At 71.4% G+C, this 16855-nt stretch carries 14 protein-coding genes; 6 read left to right on the top strand and 8 right to left on the bottom strand.

Going from position 1 to position 16855, the window contains the following annotated elements; genetic code table 11:
• Positions 1-23: 23 nt before the first annotated feature.
• The gene (locus tag B7R87_RS06810; protein WP_006349811.1) at positions 24-614 is read left to right on the top strand and encodes a dienelactone hydrolase family protein; all 591 of its coding nucleotides are present in this window, start codon (positions 24-26) and stop codon (positions 612-614) included.
• Positions 615-656: 42 nt separating this feature from the next.
• On the opposite strand, the gene B7R87_RS06805 is transcribed toward B7R87_RS06810, so the two are convergent.
• The 4 genes from B7R87_RS06805 to B7R87_RS06790 form a co-directional block, all read right to left on the bottom strand.
• Positions 657-2315 carry an alkaline phosphatase D family protein gene (locus tag B7R87_RS06805; RefSeq protein ID WP_006349812.1) on the bottom strand — a complete coding sequence of 553 codons (1659 nt, stop codon included), beginning with the start codon at positions 2313-2315 and terminating at the stop codon, positions 657-659.
• A 181-nt stretch (positions 2316-2496) separates the two neighbouring features.
• Positions 2497-3324 (bottom strand): DsbA family protein, encoded by an 828-nt coding sequence (locus tag B7R87_RS06800; protein ID WP_006349813.1) that lies wholly within the window; start codon positions 3322-3324, stop codon positions 2497-2499.
• A 201-nt stretch (positions 3325-3525) separates the two neighbouring features.
• Positions 3526-4227: a hypothetical protein gene (locus tag B7R87_RS06795; protein WP_130584553.1), complete on the bottom strand. Its 702-nt coding sequence runs from the start codon at positions 4225-4227 to the stop codon at positions 3526-3528.
• A 97-nt stretch (positions 4228-4324) separates the two neighbouring features.
• The gene (locus tag B7R87_RS06790; RefSeq protein ID WP_006349815.1) at positions 4325-5683 is read right to left on the bottom strand and encodes a DUF2252 domain-containing protein; all 1359 of its coding nucleotides are present in this window, start codon (positions 5681-5683) and stop codon (positions 4325-4327) included.
• A 270-nt stretch (positions 5684-5953) separates the two neighbouring features.
• Here B7R87_RS06790 and dnaE point away from each other — a divergent pair, with 270 nt between their 5' ends.
• Entirely contained in the window at positions 5954-9493 is a 3540-nt protein-coding gene (gene dnaE / locus B7R87_RS06785) for a DNA polymerase III subunit alpha (RefSeq protein WP_006349816.1), read from the top strand.
• An 85-nt stretch (positions 9494-9578) separates the two neighbouring features.
• Here dnaE and B7R87_RS33065 read toward each other — a convergent pair whose 3' ends face one another.
• The gene (locus B7R87_RS33065; protein WP_006349817.1) at positions 9579-9755 is read right to left on the bottom strand and encodes a hypothetical protein; all 177 of its coding nucleotides are present in this window, start codon (positions 9753-9755) and stop codon (positions 9579-9581) included.
• A 269-nt stretch (positions 9756-10024) separates the two neighbouring features.
• Here B7R87_RS33065 and B7R87_RS06780 point away from each other — a divergent pair, with 269 nt between their 5' ends.
• The 4 genes from B7R87_RS06780 to B7R87_RS06765 all read left to right on the top strand — a co-directional run bounded on the left by B7R87_RS06780 (position 10025) and on the right by B7R87_RS06765 (position 13943).
• Complete coding sequence (locus tag B7R87_RS06780) at positions 10025-11269, top strand: NYN domain-containing protein (RefSeq protein ID WP_130584552.1); 1245 nt, start codon at positions 10025-10027, stop codon at positions 11267-11269.
• A 100-nt stretch (positions 11270-11369) separates the two neighbouring features.
• A complete protein-coding gene (locus tag B7R87_RS06775; protein ID WP_006349821.1) occupies positions 11370-12335 on the top strand; it encodes an ABC transporter ATP-binding protein in 966 nt (321 codons plus the stop codon).
• Positions 12332-13186 carry an ABC transporter permease gene (locus tag B7R87_RS06770; RefSeq protein ID WP_006349822.1) on the top strand — a complete coding sequence of 285 codons (855 nt, stop codon included), beginning with the start codon at positions 12332-12334 and terminating at the stop codon, positions 13184-13186. Before B7R87_RS06775 ends, B7R87_RS06770 begins: the two co-directional genes overlap by 4 nt.
• A 34-nt stretch (positions 13187-13220) precedes the next feature.
• Positions 13221-13943 (top strand): ABC transporter permease, encoded by a 723-nt coding sequence (locus B7R87_RS06765; RefSeq protein WP_130584551.1) that lies wholly within the window; start codon positions 13221-13223, stop codon positions 13941-13943.
• 251 nt (positions 13944-14194) lie between these two features.
• On the opposite strand, the gene ybaK is transcribed toward B7R87_RS06765, so the two are convergent.
• From ybaK to B7R87_RS06750, 3 genes are all read right to left on the bottom strand, one after another.
• Entirely contained in the window at positions 14195-14704 is a 510-nt protein-coding gene (gene ybaK / locus B7R87_RS06760; RefSeq protein WP_006349825.1) for a Cys-tRNA(Pro) deacylase, read from the bottom strand.
• Between the two features lie 91 nt (positions 14705-14795).
• Positions 14796-15536 (bottom strand): LON peptidase substrate-binding domain-containing protein, encoded by a 741-nt coding sequence (locus B7R87_RS06755; RefSeq protein ID WP_040916583.1) that lies wholly within the window; start codon positions 15534-15536, stop codon positions 14796-14798.
• Between the two features lie 11 nt (positions 15537-15547).
• Entirely contained in the window at positions 15548-16585 is a 1038-nt protein-coding gene (locus tag B7R87_RS06750; RefSeq protein ID WP_006349827.1) for a hypothetical protein, read from the bottom strand.
• Positions 16586-16855: the final 270 nt, after the last annotated feature.

Raw genomic sequence — 16855 nt, 5'->3', positions numbered from 1 at the left:
ATCAGGGAACGTAACCTGACCCGATGGACATCATGCTTTTTCATTCCGTCTACGGTCTGCGGCCCGCGGTGCGGGCGGCTGCCGCCCGTCTGGAGGGGGCGGGGCACCGGGTGTGGACGCCCGATCTGTTCGAGGGGCGGGTCTTCGACACGGTCGAGGAGGCCCGGGAGTTCAAGGACGAGGTCGGACGGGACGAACTGCTCCGACGGGCGGTGACCGCCGCCGCTCCCCACTCGGAGGGCGGGCTGGTCTACGCCGGGCTGTCGCTGGGCGCTTCGATCGCCCAGAACCTGGCGCTCGGAGACGAGCGGGCGCGGGGTCTGGTGCTGCTGCACGGGACCTCGGACATCGCACCGGACGCGACCACCGACGGGCTTCCGGTCCAGTTCCACGTCGCGGATCCGGACGCCTTCGAGCCGCACGACTGGCAGACGGCCTGGTATCTCGGGATGGGCCGGGCAGGGGCCGAGGTGGAGGTCCACCGCTACCCCGGGGCCGGGCATCTGTACACCGACCCCGGGCTGCCGGACTGGGACGAGGAGGCGGCGGAGCGGACCTGGCGTGCGGTGCTGGCCTTCCTCGACGAACTCGACGAGGCCGCCCGACAGGATTGACCGCGGTACGGGCCCGCCGGCCGCGGGCCCGTCTCCGGGACGTCAGCGCACCGGTGCGTCCACCCGCTCGACCTTCTGCGTCCCGCTCCGCGTGCGGTAGGACCGGGCCCAGGCCGCGGTCGCGTTCCGGTCGGTGCGGTCCGACAGGACGTAGTAGTCCATCTGCGAGCGTTCGGCGGTGACATCGAGGACGCCGTAGCCGTGGCCGTCCATGTCCACCCACTTCACATGCCGGTTGGCGGCCCTGATGGCGGTCGCGGCGATCACGGAGGCCGTGCGCGGCGGCACATTCAGCAGATCGTCCAGATTGTCCGAGGAGACCGAGGTGACCACGAACTCGGTGGCCACCGACCCCGACGCCGGATAGGTCGCCGCCTTCGCGGGCACGTCCGTCGCCCAGGCCATATGGATGTCGCCGGTGAGGAAGACGGTGTTCCCGATGCCCTGCCCGCTCAGATGGCCCAGGAGCTCCCGGCGGTCGTCGGTGTAGCCGTCCCACTGGTCGGTGCTGATCGTCAGGCCCTCCTTCGGCAGTCCGAGCAACTCGGCCACGGGGGCGAGCAGATACGCCGGGAGCGCGCCGAAGGCCACCGGGGAGATCATCACGGAGGTGCCGACGAGCTGCCAGTCCGCATCCGATCCGGCGAGCCCCGCCTTCAGCCAGTCGAGCTGGGCGCGGCCGGTGATCGTCCGCTCCGGATCGTCCGCCGCGCCGCTGCCGAAGCCCGACTGCCGGGACCGGAAGGAGCGCAGGTCCAGCAGGTGCAGATCGGCGAGCCTGCCGAAGCGGAGCCTGCGGTAGACGGTGCCCTCGGTGGAGGCGCGGACCGGCATCCACTCGAAGTACGCCTGCCGGGCCGCGGCCGCGCGTACCGCGAAATCGCCCTCGGTGCCCGGGGTGTGGTTCTCGGCGCCGCCCGACCAGGCGTCGTTGGCGATCTCGTGGTCGTCCCATATGGCGATCACGGGATGGGCGGCGTGCAGCGCCTGGAGATCGGGATCGGTCTTGTACGTGGCATGCCGCAGCCGGTAGTCGGCGAGGGCGACGATCTCGTGCTCCGGCACATGGCGGCGGACCACCTCGGCCGGCTTCGGATAGGTGCCGGTGCCGTACTCGTAGAGGTAGTCCCCGAGATGGAGGACGGCGTCCAGATCGGTCCGGGCGGCGAGATGGCGGTACGCGGAGAACCAGCCGGCCTCCCAGTTGGCGCACGACACCACGCCGAGACGGAGCCGGTCCACGGCGGCGTCGGCGGCCGGGGCGGTACGGGTGCGGCCGGCCGGGGACACGGCGTCCCCGGCCGTGAACCGGAACCAGTAGGCGGTTCCCGGGCGGAGCCCGCGGACATCGGCCTTGACCGTGTGGTCCGTGGCGGCGCCGGCGGTGGTCGCGCCGCGGGAGACGATCCGGGTGAACTCCCGGTCCTCGGCGACCTCCCAGACGACGGGGGTGTCGGGGCCGAGGCCGGAGCCGGGGAGGGCGTCGTCGGTGGGGGTCACCCGGGTCCACAGCAGGACGCCGTCGGGGAGGGGGTCGCCGGAGGCGACGCCGTGACGGAAGACGGTGGGCGAGGAGCGCGGCGGCGCCCCGGCGGCGAGGGCGGGGCTTGCGGCGGGCAGGACCGCGGGTACGGCCGCGGTGGCGGCAGCGGCCTTGACGACCGTGCGGCGGCTGGGAGTTGACGGAAGTCGACTGGTCACGGCCCGTCAGATTACCGGGAGGTAGGGCCGATCGGGTTCCCTTGTTGCCGCTCCGGGAGTGTCGTGGCGGAACAGCTACTGTTTCCGGACATTCCGCGGCCTCCGCCCGGTGCCGGGGCGCCGGATACGGCGACGGCCCCGGGAACGCGGGGTTCCCGGGGCCGTCACTGTGCTTCCGGTATCAGCTCGCCGTGTCGGCGCTCAGCGCCTTGTCGACCGCCGCACGGTATTCGGCCACCGTCATCGGGGTGTTCTCCGAACCCTCGGCGTTGATCTTCTTGCCGTCCATCTTCAGCGAAGGAGTGCCCTTGATGTCGCTCTTGTCGAACTTCGCGGACATCTTCATCGCCCAGGCGTCGAAGGTTCCGTCCTTGACGTTCTTCTCGAACGCCGCGTTGTCCTTGAGGGCCGGAACCGAGTCGGCCACCTTCAGCAGGTAGGAGTCCTTGGCGAAGTCGTCCTTGCTCTCGGTGGGGAAGAACTGCTTCGAGTAAAGGGCGGCCTTGAAGTCGCTGAACGCCTCGGGGCTGACGTCGAGCGCCGCGCCCAGCGCGCTGAGAGCGTTCTTCGAGCCCTCGCCGCGGGTGGCGTTGTCGATGAAGGTGGCGCCCACGTACTGGACCTTGTACTTGCCCGCGGCGACGTCCTGCTTCATGGTCCCGCCCACGGCCTGCTCGAAGGAGGCACAGGCCGGGCAGCGCGAGTCCTCGTACACCTCCAGCGTCTTCTTCGCCTCCGGCTTGCCGATGACGACGGTCGTGCCGTTGTCGCCGCTGGTGTTCTTCGGGGCGGTGACGGTCTTGGCGTCCTTGGCGGACTCCCAGGCGTCGGGCTCGTTGGCCTGCATCACCCCGTAACCGATACCGGCGGCGAGGGCGAGGACCGCGACCGTGGAGCCGGCCACGATCAGCTGGCGGCGCGTCCGCTCCTTCTTGGCCTGCTGCTCGCGCTCCAGCCTGATCCGCTCGCGGGCCGCGGTCTTGTTCGTCTTGCTGTTCCGTGCGCTCATGAGGATTCACTCCGTGTGGGGACGTATCCGTCGGATACGGACGATGTGGTGGGAGAAGAGAGAGGGCTTCCGGGCCGGCGCAAGGGGCTCTGCGCGGGGTGTGTGGAAGCGCCCGGGGGCGTGTGCGCGCCGGAGCACACCGGTCGGCGCGCCGTGACGGCCGGACGGGCCGGACGGACGGGCGCGGAGGGTGACCGGAGGTTACGCGGCGAGCGCGAGGCCGGCCGCGCGGTGCGGGGGACCTCGCCGTCCGAGCGCATGCACCAGCAGCAGGGTGCGGAAGGTGGCCCGCCGGGGCGCGGGGCGCGGTCCCCGGCGGACGGGGCGGCAGGCGGCGACCACGACGGCGACGGCCAGCAGCAGCGGACGGAAGGCGTACGCCTCGACGGTCCGCAGCAGGCTCGCGAGAGCGGCCTCGCCCTGCCACAGCCAGAGGGACGCCAGCAGGCCGACCGTGATGTGGACGGCGAGCAGCGCCCAGGGGGTGGCGGGTCCGGGGGAGGCCAGCAGGCTGCTGCCGCTGCCGTCCGCTCCGGTGATACCGGCCACACCGGGCAGTGGCCCGCCGACCGGGCCGCTGCAGAGCACATCGAGCCCGAGGGCCCGCAGGGAGCCGGTGACCGGGCCGCCGCCGGGGCCGTAACAGGCGTTCTGGCTGCCGTTGAAAACGGTGTCGGCGGCCAGCTCCAGCGGCACCAGCAGACCCGCGATCCGCCAGAAGCCGCGCTCACGGCCCGAGAGGGCGAAGGCGACGGCGAAGACACCCGCCGACAGTGCGGCGACCGTGAACCAGGGCAGTGGTGCGCGGGACAGCAGCACGTGCGAGGCGGCGGACAGCGTCACGACTACTGCCGTGAAGATCGCCGCCCGCAGCGCTCTCAGCCGCTTTCCCGAAACGTCCATTGCCTGCGAGTGTGCCATGACTGTGTGAAAGACGGCTTAAAGATCGGGCACACCGGCACCCCGGGCCCCGGGCCGTCCCCCGGGGCCCCGAAGCAGGTCAGAGGCCCGGTATCCGGCCGTTCCTGAAGAGATCGACGAAGATCTGGTGGTCGCGCCGGGCCCGGCTGCCGTAGGCGTGGGCGAAGTCGACCAGCAGTTTTGCGAAGCCCTCCTCGTCCGCCGCGATCGCCGCGTCGATGGCCCGTTCCGTGGAGAACGGGACCAGTGAATGGCCGCTCTCCTCGTCCGCGGCGCCGTGCATCGTGGCGGTGGCCCGGCCGAGATCGGCGACGACCGCCGCGATCTGGACCGGATCGTCGAGATCGGACCAGTTCAGGTCCACCGCGTACGGCGAGACCTCGGCGACGAGCTGACCGGAGCCGTCCAGCTCGGTCCAGCCCAGCCAGGGGTCGGCGTGGTCCTGGAGGGCGCGCTGGGAGATCACCGTGCGGTGGCCCTCGTGGTGGAAGTAGCCCCGGACGGCCGGGTCCGTGATGTGCCGCGAGACGGCCGGGGTCTGCGCCTGCTTCATATAGATCACGACGTCGTTCTCCAGGGCGTCGCTGTTGCCCTCCAGCAGGATGTTGTACGAGGGCAGTCCGGCCGAGCCGATACCGATCCCGCGCCGCCCCACGACGTCCTTCACCCGGTACGAGTCGGGGCGGGTCAGGCTGGACTCGGGCAGCGTCTCCAGATAGCCGTCGAAGGCCGCCAGCACCTTGTACCGGGTGGCCGCGTCCAGCTCGATGGAGCCGCCGCCGGGGGCGAAGCGCCGCTCGAAGTCGCGGATCTCGGTCATCGAGTCCAGCAGGGAGAAGCGGGTCAGCGACCGGGCGTCACGGAGCGCGTCGAGCAGCGGGCCCTCCGCGGTGTCCAGGGTGAACGGCGGCACCTCGTCCCCGCGGGCACCGGTGGCCAGGGCGCTGATCCGCTCCCGGTAGGCGGCGGCGAAGACCTGGACCAGCTCGGTGATCTGCCCGTCGGAGAGGGCCTTGGTGTAGCCGATCAGCGCCAGGGAGGCGGCGAGCCGCTTCAGATCCCAGGTGAAGGGGCCCACATAGGCCTCGTCGAAGTCGTTGACATTGAAGATCAGCCGGCCGGTGGAGTCCATGTAGGTGCCGAAGTTCTCCGCGTGGAGATCGCCGTGGATCCACACCCGGCCGGTCCGCTCGTCGAGATACGGTCCGGCGGCGATCGCGCCGTCGCCGCGGTCCGCGTGCTCCCGCTCCAGATCGTGGTAGAAGAGGCAGGCCGTACCCCGGTAGAAGGCGAACGCCGAGGCCGCCATCTTCCGGAACTTGACCCGGAAGGCGGCCGGATCGGCGGCCAGGAGCTCGCCGAAGGCCGTACCGAAGACGGCGAGGATCTCCTCGCCGCGTTCGTGGGCCGTGGTCTCGGCGGGGTGCGGAACGGGCATCGGTGCGTGCCTCCTGCGAAGGGGTGGAACGAGTGTCCCGGCCGGGGCCGGGGGAGAGCGGTCTCCGCCCTCTCCAACGCCCGGCGCCCGCCGGAGGTGCCCGTCGCGGACCGCGATGGCGGGTGTACGCCACTGCCCCGCGACTGTCGGCGGGGAGTCGTAGACTTCGACGCTGTCCCCCCGGGCACTTCCGCATCCGTATGCCCCGCTGCCCCGCTGCCCGACTGCCCCGCTGTTCCGCCGCCCCGTCGTTCTCTGGAGGCCCCCGCCGTGACGAAACCGCCCTTCACGCATCTGCACGTACACACGCAGTACTCACTGCTGGACGGTGCGGCGCGGTTGAAGGACATGTTCGCCGCGTGCAACGAGATGGGCATGACCCATATCGCGATGACCGACCACGGGAATCTGCACGGGGCGTACGACTTCTTCCACCAGGCGGTGAAGGCGGGGGTGACGCCGATCATCGGGATCGAGGCGTACGTCGCCCCGGAGTCCCGGCGGAACAAGCGCAAGATCCAATGGGGGCAGCCGCACCAGAAGCGGGACGACGTCTCCGGTTCCGGTGGTTACACCCACAAGACGATCTGGGCGTCGAACAGCACGGGTCTGCACAACCTCTTCCGGCTCTCCTCCGACGCGTATGCCGAGGGCTGGCTGCAGAAGTGGCCCCGGATGGACCGGGAGACCATCGCCCAGTGGTCCGAGGGGCTGATCGCCTCCACCGGCTGCCCCTCCGGTGAGCTCCAGACCCGGCTGCGGCTGGGGCAGGAGAAGGAGGCGCTCCAGGCGGCCTCCGACTACCAGGACATCTTCGGCCGGGACCGGTACTTCCTGGAGCTGATGGACCACGGCATCGAAATCGAGCGGCGGGTCCGGGACGGGCTGCTGGAGATCGGGAAGAAGCTCGGGATCCCCCCGCTGGTCACGAACGACTCCCACTACACGTACTCCCACGAGGCGACGGCCCACGACGCCCTGCTCTGCATCCAGACCGGCAAGAACCTCTCGGACCCGGACCGGTTCCGGTTCGACGGCTCGGGCTACTACCTGAAGTCGACCGAGGAGATGTACGCGGTCGACTCCTCCGAGGCCTGGCAGGAGGGCTGCCGCAACACCCTGCTGGTCGCGGAGCAGGTCGACACCTCCGGCATGTTCCAGGAGCGGAACCTCATGCCGAAGTTCGACATCCCCGAGGGGTACACCGAGGTCACCTGGTTCCAGGCCGAGGTCCGGGCCGGGATGGAGCGCCGCTTCCCGGGCGGCGTCCCGGACGACCGCGCCCGCCAGGCCGAGTACGAGATGTCCGTCATCATCGACATGGGCTTCCCGGGGTACTTCCTCGTGGTCGCCGACTTCATCATGTGGGCCAAGCGGAACGGCATCGCGGTCGGCCCCGGCCGTGGCTCCGCGGCCGGTTCGATCGTGGCGTACGCGATGGGCATCACCGACCTCGACCCCATCGAGCACGGACTGATCTTCGAGCGGTTCCTCAACCCCGAGCGCATCTCGATGCCCGATGTCGACATCGACTTCGACGAGCGTCGGCGCGTCGAAGTGATCCGGTACGTGACCGAGAAGTACGGCGCCGACAAGGTCGCCATGATCGGCACCTACGGCAAGATCAAGGCGAAGAACGCCATCAAGGACTCCGCCCGGGTCCTCGGCTACCCCTACGCCATGGGCGACCGGCTCACCAAGGCCATGCCCGCCGACGTCCTCGGCAAGGGCATCGAACTCTCCGGCATCACCGACCCCTCGCACCCCCGCTACAGCGAGGCCGCGGAGATCCGCGGGATGTACGAGAACGAGCCCGACGTCAAGAAGGTCATCGACACCGCGCGGGGCGTCGAGGGCCTGGTCCGGCAGATGGGCGTGCACGCGGCGGGCGTGATCATGTCCAGCGAGCCGATCGTGGACCACGCCCCGGTCTGGGTCCGGCACACCGACGGCGTCACCATCACCCAGTGGGACTATCCGCAGTGCGAGTCGCTGGGCCTGCTGAAGATGGACTTCCTCGGCCTGCGGAACCTCACCATCATGGACGACGCCGTCAAGATGGTGAAGGCGAACAAGGGCATCGAGCTGGAGATGCTCGCCGTCCCGCTGGACGACCCCAAGACGTACGAACTGCTCTGCCGCGGTGACACGCTCGGCGTCTTCCAGTTCGACGGCGGTCCGATGCGGTCGCTGCTGCGGCTGATGAAGCCCGACAACTTCGAGGACATCTCCGCCGTCTCGGCCCTCTACCGGCCGGGCCCGATGGGAATGAACTCCCATACGAACTACGCGCTGCGGAAGAACAAGCAGCAGGAGATCACCCCCATCCACCCGGAGCTGGAGGAGCCGCTCCGGGAGGTTCTCGACCTGACGCACGGCCTGATCGTCTACCAGGAGCAGGTGCAGAAGGCCGCCCAGATCATCGCGGGCTATTCGCTCGGCGAGGCCGATATCCTCCGCCGCGTCATGGGCAAGAAGAAGCCCGAGGAACTGGCGAAGAACTTCACGATCTTCCAGGCCGGCGCCCGGAAGAACAATTACTCGGACGAGGCCGTCCAGGCGCTCTGGGACGTGCTGGTCCCCTTCGCCGGATACGCCTTCAACAAGGCCCACTCCTCCGCGTACGGCCTGGTCACCTACTGGACCGCCTATCTCAAGGCGAACTACCCCGCCGAATACATGGCGGCGCTGCTGACCTCCGTCAAGGACGACAAGGACAAGTCGGCGGTCTATCTCAACGAATGCCGGCGGATGGGCATCAAGGTGCTGCCGCCCAATGTCAACGAATCCCAGTCGAACTTCGCGGCCCAGGGCGACGAAATCATTCTCTTCGGCCTCTCGGCCGTCCGGAACGTCGGCACCAACGTCGTCGACTCCATCATCCGCTGCCGCAAATCCAAGGGGAAGTACAGCTCCTTCCCCGACTTCCTCGACAAGGTCGAGGCGGTCGTCTGCAACAAGCGGACCGTGGAATCGCTGATCAAGGCCGGGGCCTTCGACGAGATGGGCCACACCCGCAAGAGCCTGGTCGCCCACCACGAGCCCATGATCGACAATGTGGTCGCGGTCAAGCGCAAGGAGGCCGAGGGACAGTTCGACCTCTTCGGCGGGATGGGCGACGAGCAGAGCGACGAACCCGGCTTCGGTCTGGACGTCGAATTCTCCGACGTGGAGTGGGACAAGACCTATCTCCTCGCGCAGGAGCGCGAGATGCTCGGGCTCTATGTCTCCGATCATCCGCTCTTCGGGATCGAACACGTCCTCTCCGACAAGTCGGACGCCGCGATCTCCCAGCTCACCGGCGGCGAACACGCCGACGGTGCGGTCGTCACCATCGGCGGCATCATCTCCGGTCTCCAGCGGAAGATGACCAAGCAGGGCAACGCCTGGGCCATCGCCACCGTCGAGGATCTGGCCGGATCCCTGGAGTGCATGTTCTTCCCCGCCACCTACCAGCTCGTCTCCACCCAGCTGGTCGAGGACACGGTCGTCTTCGTCAAGGGACGGCTCGACAAGCGGGAGGACGTGCCCCGGCTGGTCGCGATGGAGCTGATGGTCCCCGACCTCTCGTCGGCGGGCACCAACGCGCCGGTGATCGTCACCATCCCGACCGTGAAGGTCACCCCTCCGATGGTCACCAGGCTGGGGGAGATCCTCAGCCACCACCGGGGGAACACCGAGGTACGGATCAAGCTCCAGGGGCCGCGGAGCACCACCGTCCTCCGGCTCGACCGGCACCGGGTCCAGCCCGATCCCGCGCTCTTCGGAGATCTGAAGGTCCTGCTCGGACCGTCCTGTCTGGCCGGCTGACCCCGCCCGGCAGCAGTGGAGGGGCGCGCCCGTCGCGACGGGCGCGCCCCTCTTTCTCTCTTCTCTTCCGCTCCGTATCCGGCCGTCAGTTGTGGCCGAAACGCCGCTGGTGCTTGCGGGCCACGTCCGCCGGACTGCCCTGGGCCTGTGTCTGCGGCCTGTTCTGGGCTTCGTAGGCGGTCGACTTCGCCTGCTCCTGCGACTGTTCGGGCTGCGAAGAACGGTTCTGCTGACGATCCTTGCGGTTCTTGTTCTTGGCCATGGGAATGCCTCCACATCAAGGGTCTAGCGGCAAGGGTCTGTCTGGGACCGCGACCAGACTCACATATGGGGAGATACACCGCATTTTGGATCATTGCGGTGGGTAAGGGTGCCTTGTCAAAGGCGGGAACCGGGGCCTCCGCCGGGCTCCATCAGGTTTTCCGCCACGCCGAAGATCGAGTTCCGGCCGTCAACCCCGATCATGTCGGGCAGACTCGGGGCGAGCCCGGAGCGCGACGCCGGGCGGGTCCCGGGGTGATCCGAAAGAGGGTGGAGCGCGTGGACCGCTGTGTTGTCCTGGTGGACGCCGGATATCTGCTGGGGGCGGCGGCGAGTCTGCTCGCCGGGGAACCGGTCCGCTCCCGGATCGCCGTCGACCACACCGCCCTCGTCCAGGGCCTGCGTGAACTCGCCGAGAGCGACACCGAGCGCCCCCTGCTCCGTATCTACTGGTTCGACGGCGCCCCCGACCGGGTGCCCCAGCCCGAGCACCGCAGACTGCGCGTGATGCCCCGGGTCACGGTCCGGCTGGGCGCGCTGACCCGCAGCGACGGCCGCTGGGCCCAGAAGGGCGTGGACGCCGCGATGCACGCCGAACTGACCGAACTGGCCAGAAACCATGCCTGCTCCGACATCGTGCTGGTCACCGGTGACGGCGATCTGCTGCCCGGACTGATGTCGGCGAAGGAGCACGGCGTAGCCGTCCACCTCTGGGCCGTCCAGGCCGCCGACGGAGACTACAACCAGTCCGAGGACCTGGTCGCCGAAGCCGACGAACGGCGGGTGCTGGACCGCACGTGGATCACCCGGGCGGTCCGGGCCCGGGACCTCGGCGGACTCGGCGCCCCGCCGCCCGCGCCCCGCCCGGAGATCGCCGCGATCCTCTCCGCCCCCCTGCCCGAAGCCGCGCTCGCCGCGGCCCAGGAGCGGGCCGAGGCGGAGGCGGCCGCCTCCGCCGTCGCCCCGCCGGGGGAGCAGGAGCCCGCCGTCGCGACCGCCGGAGCACCGTCCGCCCCGGCCGCCAAGGGCGTCCCCACCCCCAAGGACCTGGCCGCCCTGCGGGCTCCCGGCCCGCAGCCGCAGCCGCCCGCCTCCGCGACCCTGCGCTGGTCCTCGGACAAGGGGTGGATCGACCGGGCGGGCACCCTCGGCGAACCCCCGGAGACCGCATCGCTGCCCACCCTCGCCCAGCTGACCAGCGCGGAGCAGCGGTGGGCCGACCGCGAGGAGGACATCACCACCGTCGGTGGCGACCCCTTCGAGGTCGGCCAGGTCTTCGCCCGCCGCTGGATGGAACGGCTTCCCGAGAACGGCCATGTGTCGAAGCTGTCCACGATGTACCCGCGGATCCCCCACCGCATCGACGGGGAACTGCTGCGCTACGCGGCACGCTTCGGGCTGCTGGCGCACAAGGACGACCAGATCGACGAGCACGACCGCTATGCCATCCGGGCCGGTTTCTGGCGCGAGATCGACGTCCGTACGGCTGCCGAGCACGCCCCGGCGGGCGAGTAGCGCCCCCCTGAGGTCCGGTGGCGGTACGCGGCAGGGCACCCGGGCACGGAGACGGGGCGGGGACCCCGTACCCTCGTACCTCGTGAGTACGGTGTGCGTGGTGCGGCGGCTGGTGAAGACGTACCCTGCCGTGCGCGCCCGCCGCGGCGTACCCGCCACCCCCGAGGTCCGGGCCTCCGACGGCATCAGCCTGGAGGTCCGGGGCGGTGAGATCTTCGGACTGCTCGGGCCCAACGGAGCCGGGAAGTCCACCCTCGTACGCCAGTTGACCGGTCTGATGCGCCCCGATGCGGGCAGTGTCGAGGTCCTCGGCCACGATCTCGTACGCCACCCGGAACGCGCCGCCCGGCTCATCGGCTACCTCGGGCAGGAGTCCACCGCCCTCGACGAGCTGACGGTCTCCCTCGCCGCCGAGACCACCGGACGGCTGCGCGGCCTCGGCCTCCACGACGCGCGGGCCGAGCGCGACGCGGTCCTGGAGGAGCTGGGACTCACCCCGCTCGCCGGCCGCGCCCTCAAGAAGCTCTCCGGCGGCGAACGCCGGCTCGCCTGCGTCGCCGCCGCCCTCGTCGGCGAGCGCCCCCTCCTCGTCCTGGACGAGCCCACCACCGGAATGGACCCCGTCGCCCGCCGCGCGGTCTGGTCCGCGGTGGACCGGCGCCGCGCCGAGCACGGCACCACGGTCGTCCTCGTCACCCACAACGTCATCGAGGCGGAGACCGTGCTCGACCGGGTCGCCGTGCTGGACCGCGGACGGGTCATCGCCTGCGACACCCCCGCCGGGCTCAAGGAGCGGATCGCCGGCGAGGTACGGGTGGAGCTGGTCTGGCGGGAACGGGCGCCCCTGGACGTTCCGGAGGTCGCCGCGCTGCGCGCCTCCGCCCAGGAGTCCGGCCGGCGCTGGGTGCTCAGGCTGGCACCCGACGAGGCGCGCGCCGCCGTCGCGGCCGTCACGGGCGGCGCCGCCTTCGCGGCGCTCGACGACTTCACGCTCGCGACGCCCAGCCTGGAGGACGTGTACTTGGCGCTCGGGGGGAACGCGACGAAGGGGCTGGTCAAGGCGTGAGCATCGTGCCCGTACAGACGGTGTCCGGACGGACCCGGACGACGGAGGCGGAGGCGGAGGCGGAGCGGGAACGGACCCCGGAGGCGGCCGCCGCCCCGGCCCCGCTGGCCCCCCGGGCCAGACTGCTGCCGTCGCTGGCGGCGGTCTACCGGGCCCAGCTGTCCCGGGCCCGGGTGGCCCGGATCCCGCTGCTCTTCGTGGCGACCTTCCAGTCCGTCGGGATCATGGTCCTGATGCGCGGAGTCGTCGACGGCGGCGCCGAGGCGCGGGCCGTGGTCGCCGGATCCGCCGTGCTGGTCGTCGCCTTCGTGGCGCTCAACCTCCTCGCCCAGTACTTCGGCCAGCTGCGCGGCAGCGGCGGGCTCGACCACTACGCCACCCTGCCCGTGCCGCCCGCCGCCGTGGTGCTCGGCGCGGCCGGGGCGTACGCCTCCTTCACCGTGCCCGGCACGATCGTCACCGCCGTCACCGGCAGTCTGCTGTTCGGTCTGCCGCTGACCCACCTCTGGGTCCTGGTCGCCGTCGTACCGCTCTGCGGTGCGGCGCTCTCCGGGCTCGGCGCGGCCCTCGGTCTGCTCGCGCCCCGCCCCGAACTCGCCACCCTCCTCGGCCAGCTCGGCATGTCCGCGGCGCTGTTGCTGGGCGTGCTGCCGCCGGCCAGGCTGCCCGAGCCGATCGCGTACCTCCGTGATCTGATGCCGTCCACATACGGTGTCGAGGCCCTCGCACGGACCTTCGACTCCCGGCCCGACTGGGTCGCCGTCGCCCTCCACCTGGGGGTCTGCGCCGTGGTCGGCGTGCTCTCGCTGACCGCCGCGACCTGGGCGTATCGCCGCGCGGCGGTCCGGTGAGGCGCGGTCGCCGCAGGCCTGGCACGATGGCGTGGTGACCGCACCGCTGACACCTCCGCACCGGGAACCGGGCCATGAGCCGGGGCAGGAACCGGAGCACGGGCCGAAAGACAACCCCTGGCGCGCGCCGGAGCCCGGACAGTCGCCGCCGCCCGCCCCCTGGCCCGGGTTCGCGCCCCCTGCGCCCCCCACCCCCGCCGAGCTCGCGGAGCGTGCGGCCCGCCGCCGGGCTGATCTGCGCGACGCCGCGGTCGTCGCGGTCGCGGTCGCGGCCCTGGGCATCGCGCTCGGCCTGCTGTGGCTCTGGCTGGCCCCCCGCATCCCGCTGATCTCCGACGGCAAGGCCGTCTTCCTCAAGGACACCGAGGGCGAGGGCGCGATCGGCGCGGACGGCACCTTCGCCCTGCTCGGCCTGGCGTTCGGCGCGCTCAGCGCGGCCGGGGTCTTCCTCTGGCGCCGTCGCGGCGGCGTCCTGCTGGTCCTCGCGCTCGCCGTCGGCGGACTGCTCGGTTCGCTGCTGGCGTGGCGCTTCGGCATCTGGTTCGGCCCGACCGACGATGTGGCGGCGCACGCCCGCGAGGTCGGTGCGGGCGTGACGTTCGACGCGCCGCTGAAGATGCGGGCGTACGGGGTGCTGCTGGCCTGGCCCCTCGGGGCGATGATCGTCCACCTGGGGCTCACGGCCCTGTTCGGCGACCGCGAACCGGCCACGGACGACCCGCCCGCGCAGCAGCCCTGGGGCCCGTCCGCCCACTGACACCGCAGCCGCGCCCCCGACCCCGGGGGCGCGGCTGCCCCGTCACGCGGGGCGGCGGCCGTGGTTGGCCTTACGGGTGCGCCATTTGCGTTTGCGGGTGCGCTTGGACACGGAGGGGCTCCTTCCCGGCACGGGACGCGGCACGGACGCCGGGTCGTCCCCCTCGGTCGTAACCGAGAAGCCGGCCCGCGTCGACCCCCCGTGCACGCCCGATTCGGCGCCGGTACGAGAAGGCGCGGGCCGCCCGTGGACTACATCCGCCCGATCGGCGCCAGGACCGCGCCGGTGAGGGCCGCCAGATCGCCGGGGGCGAGTTCGATCTCCAGCCCGCGGCGGCCCGCCGACACACAGATCGTGGTGTGGGCCCCGGCCGAGTCGTCGAGGACCGTCCGCAGCCGTTTGCGCTGCCCCAGCGGGGAGATACCGCCGAGGACATAGCCCGTGGTGCGCTCCGCCGCCGCCGGATCGGCCATCGCCGCGCGTTTGCCGCCGACCGCCGAGGCGAGGGCCTTGAGGTCGAGCCGGCCCGCGACGGGGACGACCGCCACGGTCAGTTCTCCGTCGACGTCCGCGACGAGGGTCTTGAAGACCCGGTCCGGCGAGACCCCGAGTGCCTCGGCCGCCTCCTCGCCGTACGAGGGCGATGCGGGGTCGTGGTCGTAGGCGTGCACGGTGTACTCCGTGCCCGCGGCCGCCAGGGCGACCGTCGCGGGGGTCCCGCCGCCCGCCTTCTGCTGCTTCCTGCCGTTCTTCTTCGCCACAGCGCACGCTCTTCCTGGTGGGGCCGGCCGCCGGTGCGCGGACCGCCCGTCGGCCGGGGCGGTACGGGCCCGGCCCGCACCGCCCCGAGGGTCAGTTCAGGCTGGTCGGCGCCCGGGTCAGATCGACGGCGGGCACCGAAGGAAGGTGCCGTATGACGGCGGTCTCGGAGCGCAGGAGCTTCAGCTCGTCCCGGAGCCGGGACGCCACGTCCGGCGCCTCCAGCAGCCGCTGCTTCGCGGGGGTGTCGAGCACGGCCGCCGCGGCGACCAGATAGGACACCACGGACGGTTCGTCGGGCAGGTCCGGGGGAGCGGTCAGGGTCCGCTCCCGGGCCCCCGCCAGCCTCTTCTGATAGGCGCGGAAAGCCCGCAGCACGCCCTCCGCGAGCGCCCCCGCGCTCTCGTCGGTGACATCGGGCACCTCCTCCACCTCCGCGGTGAGGAAAGGGCCGTCGCTGTCGAGGGAGAGCAGCCTGATCCGGGTGGTGCCGGTGGCGAGCACCTCGAAGCTCCCGTCCTCGCGCTCCCGGATGGTCGCGGCGTCGGCGATGCAGCCCATGCCGTGGAAGGCCTTCAGGGGATCGGTGCCGAAGCCCGCCGCGGGTCCGCGGTCGGGCCGGGCGGTCGGGTCGGGCAGCCCGGGCTCGGAGGGTGCCACCTCGTGGCCGTCGCGGATGGCGACGACGGCGAAGCGCCTCGGCAGGGACTCGTCCGTCTTCAGCAGTTCGCGCATCATGGCGCGATAACGCTCCTCGAAGACGTTCAGGGGCAGGACGAGCCCCGGGAACAGTACCGAGTTCAGCGGGAAGAGCGGCAGTCTTGCGATGGTCACGTCGGACAAGACTAATGGGCCGCGGGGCGGTCCCGGCCGGTCCGGTCCCGGCCGGGTGCCGCGCGCAGCGGAGTCGCCGACGCGAGCCGGTGCCGTACACCGTCCCTGGCTTGGAGGAACCGGTCCAGTGGATCATCGGAGAAGTACGTCCAGGGGAACGAGGTCGCGTACGGGCCGATCAGCCGGAACTCCTCCAGCGCGGCCTCCCAGCGGCCCCGCCGCACCAGGACGGAGACCGTCAGGTTCCGTACCTCGGCGGGTCCGGGATCGGCGGCCGGATGGCCCGCGGAGAGTTCCACCGCGAGATCGGCGGCCCGGTCGATGCGCTCGGCGTGGACGGTGCTGTAGCCGCCGGCGAGCAGCTGGGCGAAAGCGGCCCGCACCGGCAGCGCCTTGATGAGAGAGCCCGGCAGGGCGTCGGCGGCGGCCTGTTCGGCGAAGTCGAAGCATTCGCGGTGGGAGCCGTACCACTGGGCGGAGAGATAGCGCAGGGCGGCGACATGGCAGCCGTAGTGGTGCGAGGAGCGGCGTATCGCCTGTTCCCAGAGGGCTTCGAACGCGCCGTGCGTGGCATGGCTGCCGCGGGCGTGGTCCAGGGCGATCCGCCAGGGCACCGGATCGCCGGGCGCGCTGTCGGCGGCCGCGTCGATCAACGGGCCGATCTCCCGGAGCCGTTCCCGGCGGGCGGGGGAGTCCCAGGCCCGGCGGACCTCCAGTTCGGCCTTGACGACCAGGGCGTCGGGGTCGCGCGGTGCGTCGGCCAGCCAGTGGACCAGCCAGTCGTCCCGGGCGTAGGCGAAGGCCGCGAGCCGGGCCACCTGGCGGTCCCGGCTCTCCCAGTCGGCTTCCGCGCGGGCCGTCGCCAGCAGTTTCGCGGCGGGTTCCCAGTCGCCGTCGGCGGCGGCCACCAGGGAGGGTGCCGTCCGGGCATCGGGCACGTCGAGCAGTACCGCATCATCGGGCGGCAGACCGTCGGAGAGCCGCGGGGTGTGGCGGATCACGCGTGCGGTGCGCAGCAGGGCGCGGAGCAGTGCCATGATGCCGACCATTGAAAAACCCGGCTCGGGAGTTTGCCAGCGGAACGGTGTGAAGTTTTCGTGGCGGCGGAAAGGTTGTGCCGGGGGAGGGCAAGAGACCGTAAAGAGCGTAAAGAATGCGGGCCGGTTCCCTGCAGGCCCGGGGGCGGGGCGGCGTCCGTGCCCGGCCCCTGGTGACGCACCTATGTGTCCCGGCCCGGCGGTGCAAGGCCGTGATGCGCCGGTTTCCCGCGCCCCTTCGGGTCCGGTACGGAACCCTGCCCGGGTCGCAGGGCGAGCACC

This window comes from Streptomyces tsukubensis, assembly GCF_003932715.1.
In the GTDB taxonomy this organism is placed as follows: Bacteria; Actinomycetota; Actinomycetes; order Streptomycetales; family Streptomycetaceae; genus Streptomyces; species Streptomyces tsukubensis.
Note: the sequence above shows the minus strand (reverse complement) of the source record. Positions and strands in the feature narration are given on the sequence as shown.

Bases quoted from the DNA above. Each gene is read 5' to 3' on its own strand.
- B7R87_RS06810 (WP_006349811.1), top strand. From the start codon at position 24: ATGGACATCATGCTTTTTCATTCCGTCTACGGTCTGCGGCCCGCGGTG.
- B7R87_RS06800 (WP_006349813.1), bottom strand. From the start codon at position 3,324: ATGAGCGCACGGAACAGCAAGACGAACAAGACCGCGGCCCGCGAGCGG.
- B7R87_RS06795 (WP_130584553.1), bottom strand. From the start codon at position 4,227: ATGGACGTTTCGGGAAAGCGGCTGAGAGCGCTGCGGGCGGCGATCTTC.
- B7R87_RS06790 (WP_006349815.1), bottom strand. From the start codon at position 5,683: ATGCCCGTTCCGCACCCCGCCGAGACCACGGCCCACGAACGCGGCGAG.
- B7R87_RS33065 (WP_006349817.1), bottom strand. From the start codon at position 9,755: ATGGCCAAGAACAAGAACCGCAAGGATCGTCAGCAGAACCGTTCTTCG.
- B7R87_RS06750 (WP_006349827.1), bottom strand. From the start codon at position 16,585: ATGGTCGGCATCATGGCACTGCTCCGCGCCCTGCTGCGCACCGCACGC.